Source organism: Endozoicomonas ascidiicola (assembly GCF_001646945.1).
In the GTDB taxonomy this organism is placed as follows: domain Bacteria; phylum Pseudomonadota; class Gammaproteobacteria; order Pseudomonadales; family Endozoicomonadaceae; genus Endozoicomonas; species Endozoicomonas ascidiicola.
Map to the genome: position 1 here is coordinate 56,814 of NZ_LUTV01000001.1, position 20,711 is coordinate 77,524.

Sequence of the window (20,711 nt, forward strand, 5' to 3'; positions counted from 1 at the left end):
ATATTATTCCTTTTCAAAACACGGCGAATAGTTTCCCGGGAGCAAGTAAAGCTCCATTTCACCTTGCACCAGTTTACTAACCTTTTAAGAGTCCAGCGAGGGAGTGACGACTTTTCAGCATTTGCAGCGGCTTCAGCCGAACGGTGGATGGCTTGAGTGATGATTGAGGTAACGGTTAGACAAAAGGGGGGGGGCCCGCCTGTACGCTTATACTGGAGAGCTTTTGGGCCGAATTCATTATAAGCTTTGATCCATTTCCACAAGGTGTGTGTTGCGCGTTTGGTGCTGAAGGCCACCTGTGAAGCGGATTGCTCACAACAGACTTGATAAGTACCCAACCATACGAAACCATATTTTCTGGATCAGTGGTCAGCCACTCTGCGGCGTTACATCTACGATCACATAGCTACGGCTATGCTCACTCCGATGTGCCTTGCATAGTAACTAACCACTAAGCCAGAAATATTCGATTTCATATTATCGGGTACTTATGGTTGAATATTTTAGGGTTGTTCGCAATTAGACCTAAGGTTTAGCAATGACCGTTGTGAGTGTCGAGCTCTGCCGTCTCACAACGGGGTCGAGTATTATACCAATTCTGTTTTTAAATTATGGGCTGTGCAGTCATTTTGGGCGACTGGATCTGCGTTAAAGTTCCTCGCCATAGCTAAGGCTATGACTCGTCTCTTCGCCTTGTCCAGTCACCCAAAATGACTTGCTCACTCCACAATTTAAAAGCGACATTGGTATTAATCGATCATATCGGGCACGGGTAGTTGAGTGATGCCCAAGTCTAGCTCTTCTTCAATAGCGTCCTGATCATATTCAGTATTTGCCAGTGTGCTGCTGATTTTCGCCAGATGAACCAAGGCGTCGCCTTCATTGGCCAGCGGCAGCTGACTTAAGCCAATCACCACCCCATCAAAGGGCGCGATGATACTTTCACTATCACTGGCATCGAAAGGGTTTACGATGGTCATCATCGTATCGCCTTCTTTTACATGATGACCCTGCTTGATGTGAAGAAGTACCAGACCATCACGGGAGCTTCTCAGCCAGCGACTTTCGCTACACTCCCAGGGGTGAATGGCTGGAGATTTTAGCGGTTTTTTAGGCAGCATATTCAGGTGTCGCATCACCCTCATTACACCTTTCACGCCCAGTTTGATGGAAGCCTGTTCTAGTCTCAACGCTTCCCCGGCTTCGTAGACTAACGCCGGAATATTGTACTCGTTGGCTGCACCACGGAATGAACCGTCACGAAGTGATGAGTTGAGAATAACCGGAGCGCCAAAGGCTCTGGCCAAGCCCACACATTTCTCATTGGATAGATCCGTTCTCAACTGTGGCAGGTTGGTGCGATGAATCGCGCCGGTATGAAGATCCAGCGCATAGTCAACGTGTGGGAAAAGGCCTGTGGTAATCAGATCAGCCAATCTTCCACCCAGCGAGCCTTTGCTGGAACCGGGGAAGCAACGGTTAAGGTCCCGGCGATCTGGTAGGTAACGAATCTGTTGAATAAAGCCCAGTTGATTAACAACCGGGATTACAATGAGCGTGCCGCTGATCTTGGACAGATTTTTATGGCCAAGCACCTGACGACAGATTTCAACACCATTGAGCTCATCACCATGAATGGCGGCAGTAACGAGCAGACAAGGCCCTTTTCTACGACCGTGGATGACTTCCATGCGAAGGTCGATCGGCGTGTCGGTATAAAGACGGACAACCGGAATAGATAAATGCTGTCGTGTACCTGGTTTAATGGTATGGCCAAACAGCTCGAGCGGTAGTGCTTTTTCCATGGGGGAAACTCCAGCCCCGGTCAGCAGAATAGATTATTCGTGCCCGAGGTTGAAAAGGCATCACTCCGATGTTGTGTTTGTTTCAGGCGGAGTGATGGAGGTTACGAAAATGGCTTATCCCGTGATACGGGAGTTGCTGGTGCGATGATAATTCGTTTCAATAAACTCAACAATACAGTGTGCGACATCTCTTGCCGTGGCTCGTTCAATGCCTTCCAGGCCCGGTGAAGAATTGACTTCCATCACCAGCGGACCGCGGTCTGAACGCAGAATATCTACACCTGCCAGCCTGAGTCCCATGGCTTTTGCCGCTTTAATGGCCGTGGCTCGTTCATCCTTGCTCAGTTTTACCAAACTGGCGCTGCCGCCGCGGTGAATGTTTGAGCGGAACTCACCTTCCGGTGCCTGTCGTTTCATGGCCGCAATGACTTTGTCGCCTATGACGAAGCAGCGAATATCGGCACCACCGGCTTCTTTAATGTATTCCTGAACCATAATGTTGGCTTTCAGGCCCATAAAGGCTTCCAGAACACTTTCTGCAGCCTTGCGGGTCTCTGCCAATACAACACCAATGCCTTGTGTTCCTTCCAGAAGCTTGATGACCAGTGGTGCACCGCCCACCATATCAATAAGGTCAGGAATATCACCCGGGCTGCTGGCAAAGCCAGTGACTGGCAGACCAACACCTTTGCGGGACAGTAACTGCATAGAACGCAGTTTGTCTCTGGAACGGGCAATGGCCAAAGACTCATTCAGGGTATAGCAGTTCATCATTTCAAACTGACGAAGAACCGCGGTGCCGTAAAAGGTGTTGGAGGCACCGATGCGCGGGATAATGGCATCATAATGTGGCAGCTCAACCCCTTTCACATGAATGCTTGGGTTTTTGTCGTTGATGTTCATGTAACAGCTGAGTACATCAATAACATCAATCGTGTGTCCCCGAGCCTGTGCAGCCTCAATGATTCGGCGGGAAGAGTAGAGCCGCTCGTTACGGGAGAGTAGCGCAATTCGCATTGGGTCAATCCTGGTAAAAATAACTGGCCGCTCTGGACGACATTCGTTGTGAATTGTCTTCAGTGTGGAGGGGAGCCAGAGGGCGATAAACCGAACGATTCGGTGTGGTCATTTCAGCATAGACGTAACTGAAACGAACCGGCAGACAGAGTCGGGAAATCAAAATGGGCTGCTTGTCTGCAGCCCAATGAGTATGTTGTGCAAGAAGTGGGTTACTGAGATGGTTACCAGTGGTCAAAAATCAGGTTGTCATCTCCGAGCATTTCCCTCAGGCGTCTTCGCTCAAGGAATAGCTCCGCTTTTGAGCGTTTTTTTTTCATAATCCGCGATGCGACTGCGACTGCGCTTCTTTGCCTGTGCCGCTTTCTTAAACTCTTCTTCGAAGTCTGTATACTCTTCCATCTCTGCCTGCTCTAAGAAGCTATTCACAATCTTTCTGCGAGCTGCAAACGATGATAAAACGCCCCTGTTTTTCAGTTTTCTTCGTTACGTAGCGCCACTATGCGCCTCAAAAAACTGAAAAACAGGAACATTTTCTCCTCGTTTTCGCTATTCGCAAAAGATCATGAGCAGCTTCTAAATGCCTGTCGGGACAAATAGCAAACAGCCTGCCTTCAACTGCAAACCAGCGTTCGCAGTGAATGAGGGTCGGCGTTGCCGCGCTAATTTCTGGTAAAACCTGAATTCAGTCAATAAAAAACAATGCCAGGGTAGGAAAATAGTTTTATATGCTGTTCATAGGTGTATGTGTAGCGTTAGGAACTGTGTTTCTGTGCCTCAGGTAGCGAATTTATAGTATTTTGATAAAGCTGTTTGATGGATTGTACGAGCATGGTTTAACGACTGAAGGCAGTTGAAGCTGCGGTTGAATGCTGATAATAATGTTTGTCTCGCCTTCTTAAACACACTTCTTATTGAGCTAATCAGGCTATATGCAAGACTCGGATATTTTTCAGAGGCTCCGCAGTTACTGGGCTAACGATCGAATAAATTACTGTGTCAGGGTTTTTATAGCACTGACCGGCGTAACGCTACCTGCCTGGTATGGCAATACCATTGATCAAATTACACCGATGGTGTTGGGTATTATTGCAGCCGCTTTAGCGGAAGTGGATGACCGGCTGACCGGAAGAATCAAAGCAGTCCTGCTGATGCTGCTTTGCTTTCTTATTGCGGCTTTGTCCATTGAAATACTGCTCCCTTATCCACTTCTGTTTGCCCTTGGTCTATTTATCTCAACCATGGGCTTTACCATGTTGGGGGCGATGGGGCCAAGGTATGCCAGTATCGCCTTTGCATCATTATTGCTGGCGGTTTATACCATGTTGGGTGCCGGGCAGAGTAACGATATCTGGACGCAGCCCATGCTGCTGTTAACTGGTGCGCTGTGGTACAGCACGCTTTCTTTGTTATGGCAGATAGTCTGGCCAAACCGTCCGGTGCAGCAAGGGCTTGCGCAGGTGTTTCATGGTTTGTCCGATTATCTGGAGAGTAAAAGTGAGCTTTTTGATCCGATGCCGGATCTGTCTCCCCAGCCATACCGGTTGAAGTTGGCTAAAAAGAATACCTTGCTGGTGTCGGCTCTGAACCAGACGAAAGACTCTTTACTGCAGCGTGTACGACAGAGGGCCAGTTTAAGTGATCAGGTTTATTTGCAGATCTACTTTGTCGCCCAGGATATTCATGAGCGGATCAGCTCATCCCATTACCGTTATCAGGATCTTGCCAGCCATTTTGCCCGCAGTGATGTGTTATTTCGCTTTCAGAAACTGTTGATGATTCTGGCTGGAGAATGCCGAGAAGTTTCAGAAGCACTGGTGATGAACCGCACATACGAGCCGAGTGGCAAGGCAGTATTGGCTTTGGATGAAATTCAACAGTCGATTGAGCATCTCAAGCAACAGAATCAGCTGCAATGGCGATCACTGTTGATTCAATTAGAGTACCTATTAAAGAATTTGTCTTCTGTCGTGTTGCAGCTGTCTTCTATTGGCCGTCCTGATATGGAGGCTGATGGTGATGAAAGAATTCTTGCAGATTTCGAGCCGAAGGGTGTGAAGGCGCATCTTAAACGCATCAGGGATGAGTTCCGGTTTGACAGCCCGCTCTTTCGTCATGGCATTCGGCTGGCAATCGCCCTGACTGCCGGTTATGGACTTATACAGCTGCTCGATTTGCAACCGGGTTACTGGGTGTTATTAACGACGCTGTTTGTCAGTCAGCCCAGCTTTAGTGCGACGAGAGCAAAACTGGTTCAGCGAGTGATCGGTACAATAGTCGGTTTGCTGGCGGGTGCGCCATTGCTTTATTTGTTCCCCGGTCAGGAAGGACAGCTGGTATTGATGGTGTTGTGTGGTGTGCTGTTCTTTGCCTTTCGTAAGGTACGTTACGATCTGGCCACCGCTTTTATTACTCTACTTGTGTTGTTTTGTTTCAGTCAGCAGGGTTTAGGTTTTACGGTCATTCTGCCGCGTTTGGGAGACACATTGCTTGGTTGTGTATTGGCCGTTATTGCCGTGATGTTTGTTTTGCCAGACTGGGAATCAAAACGGCTTAATCGAATTATGGCCTCCACCATTGAGATGCATCGAATGTACCTCAAGGAAGTGATAGAACAGTATATCCATGGAAGGAATAACGGGGTTGCCTACCGGGTAGCGCGCAGACAAGCTCATAATATGGACACGAAATTGAATAGTGCGATACTCAGTATGCACTTGGAGCCAGAACGATTTCAGAGGGCAGGTGAGCAATGCTTTCGTTTTCTGACCCTGTCCAGTGCACTGTTAAGTTACATATCGACGTTAGGGGCTCATAGGGACAAGCTGGAGGATATTCAGTTCAAGGAAGAGATTCAAAATATCTATTTATTGATCAATGAGCATCTATTAAGTTTGGAAAAACAGTTGATAGGTCATGTCGTGGAGAGAGGAGATCTATCTGCGATCGATCGTCGTTTACAAGAGAATGATGATGGGATTGATGAAGGACAGCCAGAGGTGCGTATGCTGCTTCAACAGTTTCAATTAATGACTCAGATTTTGCCAGAAATGCATATGTTGTCTGATGAAATTTACCAATTGCTGTCGTCTAGGAAGAAGTAACCACTCACACCATCAGATGAGAGTGGTTTTTGACTGATTACCTTGTGGTTTCAGCAATATTAATCATCACATTACGCAGCAGTTGCAGGCGTGGGCCAATAGAGTTCAGCACCAGAAACTCATTACGACTATGCATAGCTCCGCCAATTGGGCCTAAACCATCAACCGTTGGAATGCCCAGAGCGCCAGTAAGGTTGGCGTCAGAGCCACCGCCAACGGCCTGCCAGGTAATGTTGATGCCCATGTCTTCACCGCTCTTTTCAATAAGAGTCATCAGCCTTTCACTGCCTTCGTTTGGTGTAAAGGCTGGCTTGTGAGCTTCGCGGGTCAGGGTGATTTCGATACCTGGCAGTGATGGATTTTCCTGCAGGTTGGTGATGATCTGTTCCAGACGTGTGTAGTCGTCATTGTTCCAGAAACGAATATCCAAGTCAGTTGACGCATAATCAGGCACAACGTTGGCAGCGGTGCCGCCTTTTACTACGCCAAAGTTCAGAGTAGTGCCGGTTTCAAAGTTGGTTTCACGGTTCAGGGTGGTGATCCAGTGAGCCATTTCTGTGATAGAGGAAATGCCTTTTTCTGGTTCGTTACCGGCGTGAGCAGCCTTACCTTTGAATTCTACCTTATAGGCAGCCAGACCTTTACGAGCTTTCACCAGAGAACCGTCGGCGCGGGCAGCTTCAGCGACCAGTACGCAACGACTCTTCTTGGCAATGCCTTTCAGCCATTCACCGGAGTAGATGGAACCGATTTCTTCGTCAGGGTTCATACAAACGGCAATGCTCAAACGATCAGCGACGTCTTCTGGTAGCAGGTTGATCGCTTTGAAAATGTTTAGCAGACCCGATTTCATATCGGCGACACCAGGGCCATAGGCATTGGTATCATCCGTAGTCAGTGACCACTCAGCAATCGTACCTTCCGGGAACACTGTGTCCATATGGCCAACCAGCATGATGTCGTACACTTCAGCTTCTGGCTTGTTGGTGGCCAACAGGCCCGGGCCTACTTTCTCGTCGAAATGGTGACGGGAAACCTGCCAGCCCAGACCTTTGTACTTTTCAGTCATGATGTCTGCAATCTGGCTGACGCCTTCAGGCGTAAAGGTGCCGCAGTCAACGTTGATCAGTGGTTTAAGCTCTTCCAGATACTGGTCAATATTGAAATTATCTTCGCTCATAATGGTACTGACTCTGTTGGTTTGAAAAATAGTGTTGAATAAATTGGATGAATGAGCGTTGTATCAAATGTAGAAGCGTTTGTATGGTCGGTTAGGTAGAATTCCTGATCAGTAATTACCGTTGTAAACATTATTGCGAGACAGGCTAAGTCATGAAACTGTATGCAAGGAAACAGGGGGAAGGCGCCGATGTGATTAGCCTTCACGGGCTATTTGGCTCTCAGGAAAATCTGGGGATGATTAATCGCGGTCTTGCGCAGCATTATCGAGTTCACGGTTTGGATGTACGAAACCATGGTCGTTCACCTCATAGTGAATTGATGACGTATCAATTGATGGCGGAAGACGTCCTTGAATATATGGATGATCACCAGTTAGAGCGAGTTCACCTGCTTGGACATTCCATGGGTGGAAAGATTGCCATGACCGTGGCGCTGATGGCACCGGAACGTGTGAACAAACTGGCAGTGATTGATATTGCTCCAGTCACTTATCAGAAGCGCAGGCACGACAGCATTATTGAAGGGCTGTCGTCTATGCCATTGGAGAGTATCTCCAGCCGTAGTGATGCGGATAATTTTTTACAGAGCTACGTGGTGGAAAAAGACGTACGACAGTTTCTGTTGAAAAATTTATATAAAGATGAGGCGGGGCGTTACCAGTGGCGGGTAAATCTGCCCGTCATCGATAGCCAGTACCATGAAATTATTGCAGGTCAGGAAGGGTTAAAACAAAAATTTTCCGGAGAAACGCTGTTCATTAAGGGTGGAGACTCTGATTACATCGCTGCTGAGCACCAGGCAGAAGTGTTGGCAATGTTTCCTTCCGCCAGTGTCCGCATTATACCGGATACCGGGCATTGGGTTCATGCCCAAAAGCCAGAGCTTCTGACCAAGATGTTATTAAGGTTTTTTAGCGGATGAAGCAAGGATCGACGCTTAACGTTTTATGTCTACTGTCAGAGCTATGGTTGATCTTGCTGGAGGGTATAAAGGAGATTATGGAACTATAGAGCATATATTGAGTCTTAATTTGTATGAACGGTGTGTCATTCAAGATAGGAGCTTAATATATCGTGCAAAATCAAATTCTTAATGTGATGAGTCATGGGTGTCATCACAAACAAGTGGCTGCCGAAGAGATAGAGGCTTCAGGCTCGACCGGTTTCAGAAAAGTATCCCTTAAGCGAGGCGCTACGCCTTATGTAGCAGTAGAATCACCACCTTATTGGTTACGATCAGCCAGTGTTTCAGAAGGCAGTCGCCACGAGGTTGGTACTATTTATAATCCTATAAATCCTGATGTTTTCTTTGTTAAGGGTAATCGTCGCAGCTCGCATGATTATTCAGAACAGCTTAAAACTAACACGAATGCAGAGCCCGAATTACGCGATTTGGTGCAAGAATCTGATATGACTGAAGCTTCACTTTGCTGGGTTGTCTGTGCTGGTCCGAAGCGTGGAAAGTTGACAAAGTTTGCAATTAGTCGGTTGAAAGATCGGTATCCTGAACTTTTTACAAAATTCAGTTCCGCTCATAGCCCTCTGAACAGGTCGGTGGACTCCGATGGGGATGTGCCTGACTGGCAAGTTGTATTGGATAACCCTGCAAAATATTTTCTGCATCATCAGGCTATTGCTGAGTTGTTTAATAAATATAGAGAAATTGGAAGCGTAAACAGAATTTTTACCGTTACTGATGGTGGATGGAATGCAGTTGGGATTGGCTACGGTATCTATAAAAGAGGGCATTTCAATACTTTTTCTCCTGAAGAGATAAAAGATATCAATCGTGGAACGGTTTGGATTAATGATCAGAGTCACTCTGAGGCTATGGAGATGGAAAAAAAACTAAATGAGTCAGAACAAGAAGTTACATTGTTGCGAGAACAGTTGGTTTATCTAACGGCTATGAACGCACAACTTACACAGAGGAGTGAACAGTTGTCTGATAGTAATGACACACTACAAACAACTGTAAGCGAGTTAAGCGATGAGATTACCGCCCTTAATGGGAGGCTGCAAAACTCATCAGAAAACTATGTTGATATAAGTGACAGGTTAGATCTAACGGAGAAAGAAAAAAACGATCTTGCACAGGCAAACAAGCTACTTAGTCAAACAGGTAAGGATTTAGGTGGCCAGTTGGAGCTTGTAAAGAACTCGGCGGAAGGGTCTAAGGCAGTCATAAAGAAAGTAAGAGATACTCTGCATGATGAAAAGTTTGAATATGATTATAAGGTTGAAGGGCTGATGGGAGTGCTGTCCCCCAATCCTGATGGTAACGTTCCCCTGGAGAAGGCCCAGGAGCGGCACTCATTATTATTTGGAAGGGATCTCCTTGCTGCAAAGCTGCAGTTTGAAGTCAATCAGGCATGTCAGTCTATAGGGTCACAACAAAGTGTTAAAAGTGTATATTTTAGAAGTCAGTCCATTGAAGGAGTGAGAAGTAACGCCAGCGATGATGACGAATCTGTACAACATAAGAAAAGAAAGTTATCTGTCAGACGTTTCAGTTTAAATCCACAGTCTTAATGGCTATCTGTCTGGTGCTCAGGAGAAGCGGCTCTAAATGACGTTAGAGAATTACAGTTGTTATATATTTTCTGTATTTTTGGGTATGTGGATAGATTTACATTAAACCTTAGTGCATTGAATACTTGAGGCACCAGACAAATATCAGCAATGGTCGGATGTTTTGAACAACAAAAAGGTTGCGCGTCCAGTTGAGATTCCAGTGCCGTAAAGCCTTGGGTTATCCAGTACTGATACCACTGGTTTTTGGATTCTTCATTAATACCAAGTTTACCCCGAAGGTAATCCAATACTCTAAGGTTATCTAGCGGATGTATGTCACAACAAATTTGATAGGCCATGCTTCTAAGCTTTGCTCTCTGATACGAGTCTCCGGGAATAATAGACGGCTCAGGATAGGTTTCCTCCAGCCATTCCAGCATGGCCAGAGACTGGCTGATGCCACCTTGCTCGGTCATCATGGTAGGAACCAAGCCTTGTGGATTGACCGATCGGTATTCTTTGGATTTTTGCTCACCTTTGAGTAGATTGATGGCGTGTTGCTGGTAGTCTAACCCTTTCAGGTTTAGTGCAATGCGAACTCTATAGGCCGCAGAGGAGCGAAAATAGCTGTACAGGGTTATTTGACTCATGATTATTAATGCTCCTTTGCAGGTAAGACGGTTGCCTGAACTTCACCAAAGCCGATACGGGCAAAGCCTTCTGCTTCACACCACCCTTTAAAGACGACAGTGTCACCATCTTCCAGAAAGGTTCTCTGCTCGGAGTTGGGAAGCGTAATGGGGTGTTTACCGCCTTTGGACAATTCCAATAATGATCCGGCTTCTTCTGGTTTCGGACCTGATTGTGTGCCACTGCCAAAAAGATCGCCGGGTTTGAGGTTGCAGCCATTGATGGTGTGGTGTGCCACCATTTGTGACACCGTCCAGTAGGAGTGCTTAAAACTGGATTGGGAAAGCTGGGCTGGGGGTTTGCTTTCTGCTTTCATCTGTTGAGTCAGCAGGTGTGCAGAAAGTTGAATATCAATGGCGCCATGACTCTGATTTACATCCGACTGAAGATAAGGCAGCGGTTGAGGATCTTCTGAAAGGCGGTTGAACTCGGCAAAAAAAGGAATTAATGCTTCCAGAGTAACAATCCATGGAGAAACGGTGGAGGCAAAACTTTTGGATAAAAAAGGACCTAAAGGCTGATACTCCCAAGCTTGGATATCTCGAGCAGACCAATCATTGAAAAGGCAGAGTCCGAAAACATGTTGGTTTGCTTGATCAATAGGAATCGCTTCTCCTTGTATATTGCCAGAACCCATAAATATGCCTAATTCAAGTTCGTAATCCAGTCGTTTGCATGGGCCAAGTGTTGGCGTATCTGCATCCGGTGCTTTGGTTTGTCCTACTGGGCGATGAAAGTCATGCCCGGAAACAGAAATAGAAGACGATCGCCCATGATAGCCAATGGGCACCCACTTATAGTTGGGTAGTAATGGGTTATCTGGTCGAAATAAGGACCCGACACTGGTCGCATGATGGATAGAAGAATAAAAGTCGGTGTAATCACCGATGGTGCATGGTAGGTCATATTCAACGTCGGTCATGGGAATAAGGCATTGGGCTAATGCCGTTTTTTGAGCTGATCCTGAACGCAAACTAAGTGACAGCATATTGCGCAGTGCTGACCAGTATTGAAACCCTAGACTCATAAAACGATTCAGGGAACCATCGCAGCAGGCATACAATGCGGAGTTGACTTCAAAAGACGCCTCACCAAAAGCATTGGAGTGAAGTGCGGCTTGCAGATCAAGCACTTGATCCCCAATAGCGACGCCTGCCCTGAAATTATCCTGATTTTCTTTGTGCCTGAAGATAGCAAAGGGAAGGTTTTGAATAGGGAAGTCATGCCCTTTTCGGTTGGCAGACTCAACCCAGCTGGTGAGATTGGGATTGTGGGTTTCATTTAAAGTCAGCATTAATTTGGCACCTTTAATGGTTAAGCGTCTTTGAATTGTTTTTTCAGACCCTGCCAGCAATGAATGTAGTCTTTTTGTCGAGTGTCGCTTTCAAGGGCAAATCGGGTTGGCGAGTAAATAAAACGAGATTCAAACATAAACGCCAATGTATCTTTATAGCGTTCTGGTTTCAGGTTGGCTTTGCTGGCTTTCTCATAAACAGCGGTCTCTGGTCCGTGAGGGCTCATGCAGTTATGCAGGCTGAATCCGCCAGGTACAAAACCTTCTTCTTTAGCATCGTAGGTACCGTGAATCAGTCCCATAAATTCACTCATGATATTCCTGTGGAAGTAAGGTGGGCGGAAGGTGTTTTCCGCGACCACCCAACGTGGAGGAAAAATCACAAAATCAATATTGGCGATACCTGTTGTGTCACTTCGAGAGGTTAATACGGTGAAGATGGAAGGATCCGGGTGATCAAAGCTGACGGAGTTGATGACGTTAAAGGTAGAGAGATCGTATTTGTACGGGGCAGAATTGCCCACCCACGCGACAACATCCAGCGGGGAGTGATTCAAAGCGCAGCTGAACAGGTTGCCATTGAACTTAGTAATTAGTTCAAACTCGTCATCAATATCTTCAAAATGCGCAACGGGATATTGAAAGTCACGATCATTGGCAAAGCCGTTGGCACCAACAGGACCTCGTTCTGGTAATTCGAAAGGCGAACCATAGTTTTCACAGACATATCCCCGCGCTTTTCCTGCAGGTAGCTGTATCTGAAATTTAATGCCTCTTGGAATAATGAGAATTTCACCGGGATGAATATGAAGCAGGCCAAGTTCAGTTCTGGCCAGTAAAGCGCCTTCTTGTGGAACAATTAAAATTTCTCCGTCGGCATTACAAAAAAAACGGTTTTCCATATTACTGTTGGCAGTATAGATATGAATAGCAGAGCCTGTTTGTGTTTGAACGCTGCCGTTAGCGGCGATGGTGGTCAGGCTGTTGATAAAGTCTAAAGGTTTGTCGGAAAACGACAGTGGATTCCAGCGCAATAGATCCGGAGGGGTAACCATTTCTGTAATGGGTGCAGAGCGGATGTGTCCAGAGACCAATGCCGTATAGTTTCCCTGAGCGACAGAAGGGCGAATCCGGTACATCCAGGTTCTGCGATTTTGATGTCGTGGCGCTGTGAAAGCGGTGGTTGAAAATTGTTCGGCATACAAACCCATTGGCGCTTTTTGAGGATTGAACTGACCTCTGGGTAATGCACCGGTTAACGCTTCAGTCTCATGTTCATTGCCAAAACCGTTTTGATAGTTCAGCTGATAGTTCAACTGATAGTCCAATTGGTTGTTATCTGACATTGAATCTTACCGAATTCATTTACGTATTTATTTTGTAACGGGTATGAAGAAGGAAGTCCAATAATGGTGGCGTGGCACGTAAGGCAGATACAAAAACACCACACTTCAATAGCGTGGTGTTTTGTTATTTTTCGAAGAGCTATTCAATATCGTCGAATGGTTCGTCGGGGTTTATCCAGTCTTGAACATCATCCGATATATTGCGCTTGAGTTTACTTTTTTCGAAGTAATCATTGATGCCCTGACGGATCGTGGACTTTTTTTCACCTTTGTTGCGGTGCTGTGCGGCTTTGGCTTTGCGGTATTCGTGATGACTGCTCCAGAGTTGGTCATCCCATTCATCGTGATGAACGGTTCTTATGCGGGTCATAACAACATCCTTATGTTAATTCACCTGAAGTTTGATTGAGATAAGGTTCTACCTACTTCCAAGCGGAAATACGTGTTCCTCTCTAATCAATATACTAGACAATTTATGAGAGGAGGAATGGGCAGGCAGTAAAAGGAGTGATGAGTTTATCTTATTGTTTTTAAAGTATATTTTTTCTCTTTTTTATGCGGATGATTAGTAACCTTTTGATCTTAGGTCGATTTCCATTGGCTGGTCACAAATACGAATTACCTGAGTTTCAATGGTACCGTCGGGCATTAAATCAATAACACGAAAGCCTGGCTGTTGAGTATCTGCTTGAAAATGATTGGATTCAGGAGCGAATTGCACACAGGTAGAAGGTGTTGCCATGACCGGAATACCACAGAAGGTATAATCTATCGCCTGATGGATGTGGCCATGAATGATTCCCTTAATATTTTTATGGTTATTTAATACTGCAGCAAATTCATCAGGGTTCTTCAGCATAATGTTATCCATCCACTGGCTGTTTATGGGCGCTGGATGGTGGTGGAGTGCAATTAAAGTGGGTTTGTCTGGATTTTGTGCCAGTTCTTTGCTCAGAAATGCCAGTTCAGACTCTTCAAGGTGACCGTAAACTTGATTGGGTACCTGAGAGTTCAATAAAAGAATTTGCCAGTTGCCCAGCTCGACTTTCTTTTTCATGGCAGCCGGGCTGATGGCATTCATCAAATCCTCTCTATCATGGTTACCGCATAACCAGTAATTGGGCATAGGCAAATCAGAAAGGGCGTCTTTTAAATAGTGGTAGGAGTCTGCGCTGTCATCTTGAGTCAGGTCACCAGTCACTAATACACATTGAGCCTGATAGAAATCGCTCTTGACCATCTTTAAAACAGCTTCAAAGGTGGCTGCAGTATCGACTCCCATTAATGCCGAGTGAGAGCTGGCAAAAAGATGCGTATCTGTAATCTGGAGTACTTGGATTTTTTTGGTACTCATCCTGAACCTTGAACGGTATTTGTATTTTGCTTTGTGCCTTATTCTACATAAGAGCTTAATAAGTCTGAAATATAATAACCAGCAATTGCAAAAATGAGAATGGAGAAGGCACTGTAAAGGTTCATTTTTTTGAAGCCCTCCGCATAATTACTGTACTCAGTGACCACAAGATGCAGCTAAGGTATACTTCCCCGCTTATTCATTCTGCAGCCTTTGCACGCATAAAGTCTGCGATGAAGCCAAGACTAAACACAGGACGTCAAGGGAGTCTGAGCCTCTCAATGCAGTTGATCCGCGGGTTGTACAATATCAGGTCAGAACATCAGCAGTGCGTTGCCACCATCGGTAATTTTGATGGCGTACACGCAGGGCACCGCACGATTCTCGAAGCCCTGAAACAACAGGCCTTTGAGTTGAATGCCAAAGTCTGTGTCATTACGTTTGAGCCACAGCCCAGAGAGTATTTCATGGGTGACAGTGCGCCGCCGAGGCTATCCAGTCTCCGAGAAAAGCTGGCGCTACTGGAAGATAACCAAGTGGACCAAGTGCTGTGCTTGCCATTCAATGACCGGCTGCGCAGCCTGAGTGCGGATGACTTCGTAGTCAACACACTGGTCAGCGGCCTGAACATACGGTATCTCATCGTTGGTGATGACTTTCATTATGGCTGTGATCGCAAAGGCGATTTTTCTCATTTGGAAATGATGGGGGATCGTCACGGTTTTGAAGTGTGTGACACGCAAACCGTATTAATGGAACAGAGTCGGGTTAGCAGCACTCGCATCCGGGAAGCCCTTACCCAGGGTGAATTGGCTGAGGCTGAAAACATGCTGGGCAGGCCATTCACCATGATGGGGCGTGTGGTGAAAGGGCAACAGCTAGGCAGAACTCTGGGCTTTCCTACGGCGAATATCCGAGCCTGTCGCCGACAGTTGCCTTTGCAGGGGGTGTTTGCCGTGCGTACACTGGTGAAAGGTCATCGTTATGATGCTGTCGCCAACCTTGGCGTCCGCCCCTCGGTTGATGGTAAAAAACCAGTACTTGAAGTGCATGTACTGGATTTTCAGGGAGATCTTTACGATCAGACCCTGAGAGTAGAGTTTATTGAGAAAGTCAGGGATGAGCAAAAGTTTGAATCGCTTGAAGCCTTGCGGGCAGCGATTACGGAAGATATTGAAACCGCCCGCAAGATGCTCGCAAGAGTGTGAAGTGCAATAAATAGCCAATAGATGACAGATTCGCAGAGATTTCGGTAAGCACCTATGTCCGACTATAAGCATACTTTGAATTTGCCGCAGACAGATTTCCCCATGCGCGGCAATTTGTCCCAGCGTGAGCCAGAGATGCTCAAGCGCTGGTATGACATGGATCTCTACGAAGAAATTCGCAAGATCAGTCAGGGCCGTGACAAATTTATTCTTCATGATGGCCCTCCTTACGCCAACGGTGATATTCACATCGGTCATGCGGTCAATAAGATCCTCAAGGACATCATCATCAAGTCCAAAACCCTCAGTGGTTTTGATGCCCCTTATGTGCCGGGCTGGGACTGTCATGGTCTGCCGATTGAGCACAAAGTAGAAGGCATGCTAGGCAAAGCTGGCGACAAGGTGGATTTCAAAACCTTCCGTAAAAAATGTCGGGAATACGCTGTTAAGCAAGTTGATGGTCAGCGTGAAGATTTCAAACGCATGGGTATCTTTGGTGAGTGGGATAACCCATACCTGACCATGGACTTCCAAACCGAAGCGGACATTATCCGCTCTCTCGGTAAAATTGCCGCTAACGGCCACTTGGTAAAAGGTTATAAGCCGGTTTACTGGAGTGTGGTGGGTGGTTCTGCACTGGCAGAAGCGGAAGTTGAATATCAAGATAAAACGTCTACGCAAATTGACGTACGTTATGCGGCTATCGACGACGCTGATCTTTTGAGTGCTTTTGATTTTGAAAGTTCTCAGGGAGAGGGTGAAGTGGCGGTGGTTATCTGGACAACCACCCCATGGACGTTGCCATCTTCTCAGGCAGTCAGCATGGGTGGTGATCTGGATTACGCACTGGTTCAGTGCCAGTTCAATGGTCAGCCCGCTCGTTTGGTGCTTGCTGAAGCACTGGTTGAAAGTGCCATGCAGCGTTACGGCATTGAAGACTACGAAATCATTGGTCGTGCCAAAGGTTCTGCTTTTGAGAACAAAAAAGTATCTCACCCGTTTTACGATCGTGAATTGCCATTGATTCTGGGCAACCATGTCACCATCGACGCGGGTACCGGTAACGTACATACGGCACCTGACCACGGTGTGGATGACTTTAACGTAGGACGCCACTACGGCATCGGCACGCTGAATTACTTGGACGACAATGGTTATTACCGTTCAAACGTTGAGTTGTTTGCCGGTGAACACGTTTACAAAGTAGATCCAAAGGTTGTTGACGTTCTACTGGAAAAAGATCGCCTGCTGGCTCAGGAAAAACTGACCCACAGCTACCCACACTGCTGGCGTACCAAAACACCCTTGATCTTCCGTGCGACACCACAGTGGTTTGTCAGCATGACTAAGGAGAAGTTGCTGGATACCGCAATGGGTTCTTTGAAGGCCGTTGAATTTACGCCGGACTGGGGTCGCAACCGCATGGAAGCCATGCTGGGTCAGAGCCCTGACTGGTGTGTTTCTCGTCAGCGTACCTGGGGTGTACCGATTGCGCTGTTTATCCACAAGGAAACCGAAGAACTGCATCCGGACACCCAAAGCCTGATTGAAAAAGTGGCTCTGAAAGTTGAGCAGGAAGGCATGGATGCGTGGTTTGATCTGGAGTCATCGGAAATCCTCTCTGCAGAAGATGCTGCGCAGTATGTAAAAGTCACTGATACGTTGGATGTTTGGTTTGATTCCGGTGTGACCCATTACTCCGTACTCCAACGTCGTGAAGGGCTGCAATTCCCTGCGGATTTGTATCTGGAAGGTTCTGACCAGCATCGAGGCTGGTTCCAGTCTTCTCTGAAAACCAGTATCGCCATGAACGGTGTGCCGCCTTATAAAGGTTTGCTGACCCATGGCTTTACGGTAGACGCCAATGGCCGCAAGATGTCCAAATCTCTGGGCAACGTCATTGCACCACAAAAAGTCTTCAAATCTCTGGGTGCTGATATTCTGCGTTTGTGGGTGTCCACTACCGATTACACCTCAGAGATGACCGTGTCCGATGACATTCTGAAGCGTGCAGCAGACAGCTATCGTCGTATTCGTAATACTGCACGATTCCTGTTGTCTAACCTGACGGGCTTTAATCCGGAAACGGATCTGGTCAAATGGGATGACATGTTGTCCCTGGATAAGTGGGCGGTGGATCGCACGCTGCAATTGCAGAACGAAGTGGTCGAAGCCTATAACAGCTATAACTTCCTGACGGTATACCAGAAGGTTCATAACTTCTGTTCGCTGGATCTGGGTGGTTTCTATCTGGATATCATCAAAGACCGCCAGTACACCACACAGGAAAACAGTCTCGCTCGTCGCAGCTGTCAGACGGCGATGTATCACATCATCGAAGCGTTTGCCCGCTGGATGGCACCGATCACCAGCTTTACCTCTGAAGAAATCTGGGGAGCGATTCCGGGCGCCCGCGGCAAGTCAGTCTTTCTGGAAACCTGGTATGAAGGGCTGAATAGTCTGGAAGGTGACGAGCTGGGGCGTGATTACTGGAATGCCATTCTGGAAGTGAAAACCGCCGTTAACAAAGCGCTGGAAGATGCCCGTACTGCCGGCACTATCGGTGGTTCTCTGGAAGCGGAAGTCACCTTGTTTGCTAGCGAAGACCTAAGTGCCAAACTGGCAAAACTGGCCAATGAATTGCGCTTCGTTCTGATTACCTCCGCTGCTGAAGTGAAGCCACTGGCTGATGCTGCGGATGCGGCCGACACTGAGCTTGACGGTTTGAAAGTGCTGGTTAAGAAGTCTGAACATCAGAAGTGTGACCGCTGCTGGCACCGTCGTGAAGATGTCGGGTCAGTTGAGACGCATGCCGATTTATGCGGTCGGTGTGTTGATAACGTTGACGGTGAAGGCGAACAACGACAGTTTGCCTGACACGAGTTGAAATATGAAAATGCCCGGTAAACACCGGGTATTTTTTTGTAAAGAAAAACGGTCTTGTCCTGATATTTATAGCGCCCGTATCATGTGAGCGTTGATCTTGGTAAAAATAAAGCCGGAGAAACCTTGAATGTTTTCGGTAAGTCGCACTACCAGTAAAACATTCGTGCCACATAGTATTTGCAAGCTGAAATCATGGATTAATGACAACAGGAACCGGTAATGCAAAGTAAAATTTCAGGAAAGCTTAACTGGCTCTGGTTGAGTGTATTGATCTTCGGTATCGACCAATTGGTGAAATGGTGGGTGATCAGAGAGTTTTCCCTGTACGAACAGCTGCATGTGCTGCCATTTTTCTCGCTAACGCTGGCCTATAATCCTGGCGCCGCGTTTAGCTTCCTTGGGGATGCCTCTGGCTGGCAGCGCTGGTTTCTAAGCGGCGTAGCAACGGTGGTGTCCATTCTGCTGGTAGGCTGGCTGAAGCAGCTGCGCTCCGATGAAAACTGGCAGGCTTGCGCATTAGCGTTAATACTGGGCGGTGCGGTTGGAAATCTGTTGGATCGGATTTTGAATGGGCACGTCACAGACTTTCTGTTGTTTTATTACGAAAACTGGTATTTTCCAGCGTTCAATCTGGCCGATTCGGCCATTACCGTTGGCGCGGCCATGTTGATTCTGGATATGTTCCGGAGCCAGCCGCAAACGGTCAATAACAAAGAAAATTGATGCAGGAGCGTACTATGGCAGCAGTCATAGAGAAAGGCAGTAAGGTGACACTGCACTTTTCCCTGAAGTTGGAAGATGGTGTGCTGGTGGACAGTACTCTAGAAGGCAAGCCTGCTTCGCTGGTGATTGGGGATGGCAACTTGCCGGAAGGGTTTGAGGAAACTCTGCTGGGCATGGTCGCCGGTGATGATCGTGCTTCGGTGATTCCTACAGAAAAGGCATTTGGTATGCCTAATCCAAACAACGTACAAAGCATTCCCCGTGGTAGCTTTGCGACGGATGTTGAGCTGGAAGAAGGGCTAATGATGTCCTTTTCCGATGCGGCCAACAGTGAGCTGCCGGGAGTGATTCGCAGTTTTGATGATGACAGGGTTGAAGTGGATTTCAACCACCCGCTGGCAGGCCATAATCTGACGTTCGAAGTCCAGATTCTGGATGTACAGCCGTCATAATGATTACGTTTAAAAGGTTGGTGACTCGATAATGAAAATCAAACTGGCAAACCCGCGAGGCTTTTGTGCCGGTGTAGACCGCGCCATTGAAATCGTTAACCGGGCGCTGGATGTATTTGGTCCACCAATCTATGTCCGCCACGAAGTCGTTCATAACAAGTTTGTGGTGGAAAACCTGAAAGAGCGCGGCGCTGTGTTTGTTGATGAGCTGGATCAGGTGCCGGATGATGTCATTGTCATCTTCAGTGCCCACGGTGTTTCCAAGGCTGTAGAGGAAGAGGCGGAACGCCGCAGCCTGAAAGTTTTTGATGCGTCCTGTCCATTGGTCAAGAAAGTGCATATGGAAGTGGTGCGCTACTCCAGAGATGGTATGGAATGCGTGCTGATTGGCCACCATGGTCATCCGGAAGTGGAAGGTACCATGGGTCAGTACGATGGCCGTAACGGCGGTGAGATGTACCTTGTGGAAGATGAGGCAGACGTAAGCCGGTTAGAAGTGAAAGACCCTTCCAGATTGGCTTATGTCACTCAAACAACGCTATCTATGGATGATACGGCCAAGGTAATTACCGCGCTGCGTGAAAAGTTTCCTCAGATTGAAGGGCCGCGAAAAGATGACATCTGCTACGCCACTCAAAATCGTCAAGATGCGGTGAAAGTGCTTGCGGATCAATGTGAGCTGGTGTTTGTTGTTGGTTCTGTCAACAGTTCCAACTCTAACCGTTTAAGAGAGCTGGCAGAACGAACCGGAGCTGAGGCCTACCTTGTTGATAATGCCGATGACATCAAGCCTGAGTGGTTAAATGGAAAAACGTCCATTGGCATTACTGCCGGTGCATCTGCTCCGGATGTGTTGGTTCAGGGTGTAATCAAGCGGTTGAATGAACTCGGCGCGGATATGCCAGAAGAGCTTGATGGTAAAGCAGAGAATATCGTATTTACCATGCCAAAAGAGCTGCGTCTTAAAGTGGTTGGTGATTAATTTTTCTAGGAGGCTGTCGGACTTGAAAGTAAAAACCGGAGATGGGCCGCAATAAAGTCAAAAATCACAGAATCCAGTCTGGAAGTGCTGTTTATGTCGTCAGTCTCTTTTGCCCAAATATCCAAATGCATGCGACAAATAACCTGTAAGCTGAA

General features: G+C 47.1%; 19 protein-coding genes. 8 read left to right on the forward strand and 11 right to left on the reverse strand.

Annotated elements, in window-relative coordinates:
- The 5 genes from AKL11_RS26550 to AKL11_RS24910 form a co-directional block, all read right to left on the reverse strand.
- Positions 1-296, reverse strand: a 296-nt coding sequence (locus tag AKL11_RS26550) for a helix-turn-helix domain-containing protein (protein WP_366556842.1), incomplete at its 3' end; no start/stop codon positions are given.
- Between the two features lie 453 nt (positions 297-749).
- Positions 750-1,805: a succinylglutamate desuccinylase/aspartoacylase family protein gene (locus tag AKL11_RS00165; protein ID WP_067514402.1), complete on the reverse strand. Its 1,056-nt coding sequence runs from the start codon at positions 1,803-1,805 to the stop codon at positions 750-752.
- Between the two features lie 114 nt (positions 1,806-1,919).
- Positions 1,920-2,822 carry a 30S ribosomal protein S6--L-glutamate ligase gene (gene rimK, locus AKL11_RS00170; RefSeq protein ID WP_067514404.1) on the reverse strand — a complete coding sequence of 301 codons (903 nt, stop codon included), beginning with the start codon at positions 2,820-2,822 and terminating at the stop codon, positions 1,920-1,922.
- 4 nt (positions 2,823-2,826) lie between these two features.
- Positions 2,827-2,985 carry a hypothetical protein gene (locus AKL11_RS24905; RefSeq protein WP_157673337.1) on the reverse strand — a complete coding sequence of 53 codons (159 nt, stop codon included), beginning with the start codon at positions 2,983-2,985 and terminating at the stop codon, positions 2,827-2,829.
- 119 nt (positions 2,986-3,104) lie between these two features.
- Positions 3,105-3,251: a hypothetical protein gene (locus AKL11_RS24910; protein WP_157673338.1), complete on the reverse strand. Its 147-nt coding sequence runs from the start codon at positions 3,249-3,251 to the stop codon at positions 3,105-3,107.
- Between the two features lie 503 nt (positions 3,252-3,754).
- On the opposite strand from AKL11_RS24910, the gene yccS reads away from it, so the two are divergent.
- Positions 3,755-5,926: a YccS family putative transporter gene (gene yccS / locus AKL11_RS00175; RefSeq protein ID WP_067514406.1), complete on the forward strand. Its 2,172-nt coding sequence runs from the start codon at positions 3,755-3,757 to the stop codon at positions 5,924-5,926.
- A gap of 37 nt (positions 5,927-5,963) precedes the next feature.
- Here the strand turns inward: yccS and AKL11_RS00180 are convergent, their stop codons facing one another.
- A complete protein-coding gene (locus AKL11_RS00180; protein WP_067514408.1) occupies positions 5,964-7,106 on the reverse strand; it encodes a M20 family metallopeptidase in 1,143 nt (380 codons plus the stop codon).
- A 152-nt stretch (positions 7,107-7,258) separates the two neighbouring features.
- Between AKL11_RS00180 and AKL11_RS00185 the strand changes: the two genes are divergently transcribed.
- Both AKL11_RS00185 and AKL11_RS00190 read left to right on the forward strand, forming a co-directional pair.
- Complete coding sequence (locus AKL11_RS00185; RefSeq protein ID WP_067514410.1) at positions 7,259-8,029, forward strand: alpha/beta fold hydrolase; 771 nt, start codon at positions 7,259-7,261, stop codon at positions 8,027-8,029.
- A gap of 152 nt (positions 8,030-8,181) precedes the next feature.
- Positions 8,182-9,639 carry a coiled-coil domain-containing protein gene (locus AKL11_RS00190; protein WP_067514412.1) on the forward strand — a complete coding sequence of 486 codons (1,458 nt, stop codon included), beginning with the start codon at positions 8,182-8,184 and terminating at the stop codon, positions 9,637-9,639.
- Here AKL11_RS00190 and maiA read toward each other — a convergent pair.
- The 5 genes from maiA to cpdA all read right to left on the reverse strand — a co-directional run bounded on the left by maiA (position 9,636) and on the right by cpdA (position 14,305).
- Positions 9,636-10,271: a maleylacetoacetate isomerase gene (gene maiA / locus AKL11_RS00195; protein ID WP_216636738.1), complete on the reverse strand. Its 636-nt coding sequence runs from the start codon at positions 10,269-10,271 to the stop codon at positions 9,636-9,638. The two genes, AKL11_RS00190 and maiA, sit on opposite strands and share 4 nt — an antisense overlap.
- A 5-nt stretch (positions 10,272-10,276) precedes the next feature.
- Positions 10,277-11,605 (reverse strand): fumarylacetoacetase, encoded by a 1,329-nt coding sequence (gene fahA / locus AKL11_RS00200; RefSeq protein ID WP_067515307.1) that lies wholly within the window; start codon positions 11,603-11,605, stop codon positions 10,277-10,279.
- Positions 11,606-11,625: 20 nt separating this feature from the next.
- Positions 11,626-12,951 (reverse strand): homogentisate 1,2-dioxygenase, encoded by a 1,326-nt coding sequence (hmgA, locus tag AKL11_RS00205; protein WP_067514414.1) that lies wholly within the window; start codon positions 12,949-12,951, stop codon positions 11,626-11,628.
- A 139-nt stretch (positions 12,952-13,090) separates the two neighbouring features.
- Complete coding sequence (locus AKL11_RS00210) at positions 13,091-13,321, reverse strand: hypothetical protein (RefSeq protein ID WP_067514416.1); 231 nt, start codon at positions 13,319-13,321, stop codon at positions 13,091-13,093.
- A 195-nt stretch (positions 13,322-13,516) separates the two neighbouring features.
- Positions 13,517-14,305: a 3',5'-cyclic-AMP phosphodiesterase gene (gene cpdA, locus AKL11_RS00215; RefSeq protein WP_067514418.1), complete on the reverse strand. Its 789-nt coding sequence runs from the start codon at positions 14,303-14,305 to the stop codon at positions 13,517-13,519.
- 281 nt (positions 14,306-14,586) lie between these two features.
- On the opposite strand from cpdA, the gene ribF reads away from it, so the two are divergent.
- From ribF to ispH, 5 genes are all read left to right on the forward strand, one after another.
- Complete coding sequence (gene ribF / locus AKL11_RS00220; protein WP_067514420.1) at positions 14,587-15,513, forward strand: bifunctional riboflavin kinase/FAD synthetase; 927 nt, start codon at positions 14,587-14,589, stop codon at positions 15,511-15,513.
- Positions 15,514-15,567: 54 nt separating this feature from the next.
- Positions 15,568-18,390, forward strand: a complete 2,823-nt coding sequence (gene ileS, locus AKL11_RS00225) for an isoleucine--tRNA ligase (RefSeq protein WP_067514422.1) — start codon at positions 15,568-15,570, stop codon at positions 18,388-18,390.
- 228 nt (positions 18,391-18,618) lie between these two features.
- A complete protein-coding gene (gene lspA, locus AKL11_RS00230; protein WP_067514424.1) occupies positions 18,619-19,122 on the forward strand; it encodes a signal peptidase II in 504 nt (167 codons plus the stop codon).
- Between the two features lie 14 nt (positions 19,123-19,136).
- Entirely contained in the window at positions 19,137-19,574 is a 438-nt protein-coding gene (fkpB, locus tag AKL11_RS00235) for an FKBP-type peptidyl-prolyl cis-trans isomerase (RefSeq protein WP_067514426.1), read from the forward strand.
- 31 nt (positions 19,575-19,605) lie between these two features.
- The gene (gene ispH, locus AKL11_RS00240; RefSeq protein ID WP_067514428.1) at positions 19,606-20,556 is read left to right on the forward strand and encodes a 4-hydroxy-3-methylbut-2-enyl diphosphate reductase; all 951 of its coding nucleotides are present in this window, start codon (positions 19,606-19,608) and stop codon (positions 20,554-20,556) included.
- Positions 20,557-20,711: the final 155 nt, after the last annotated feature.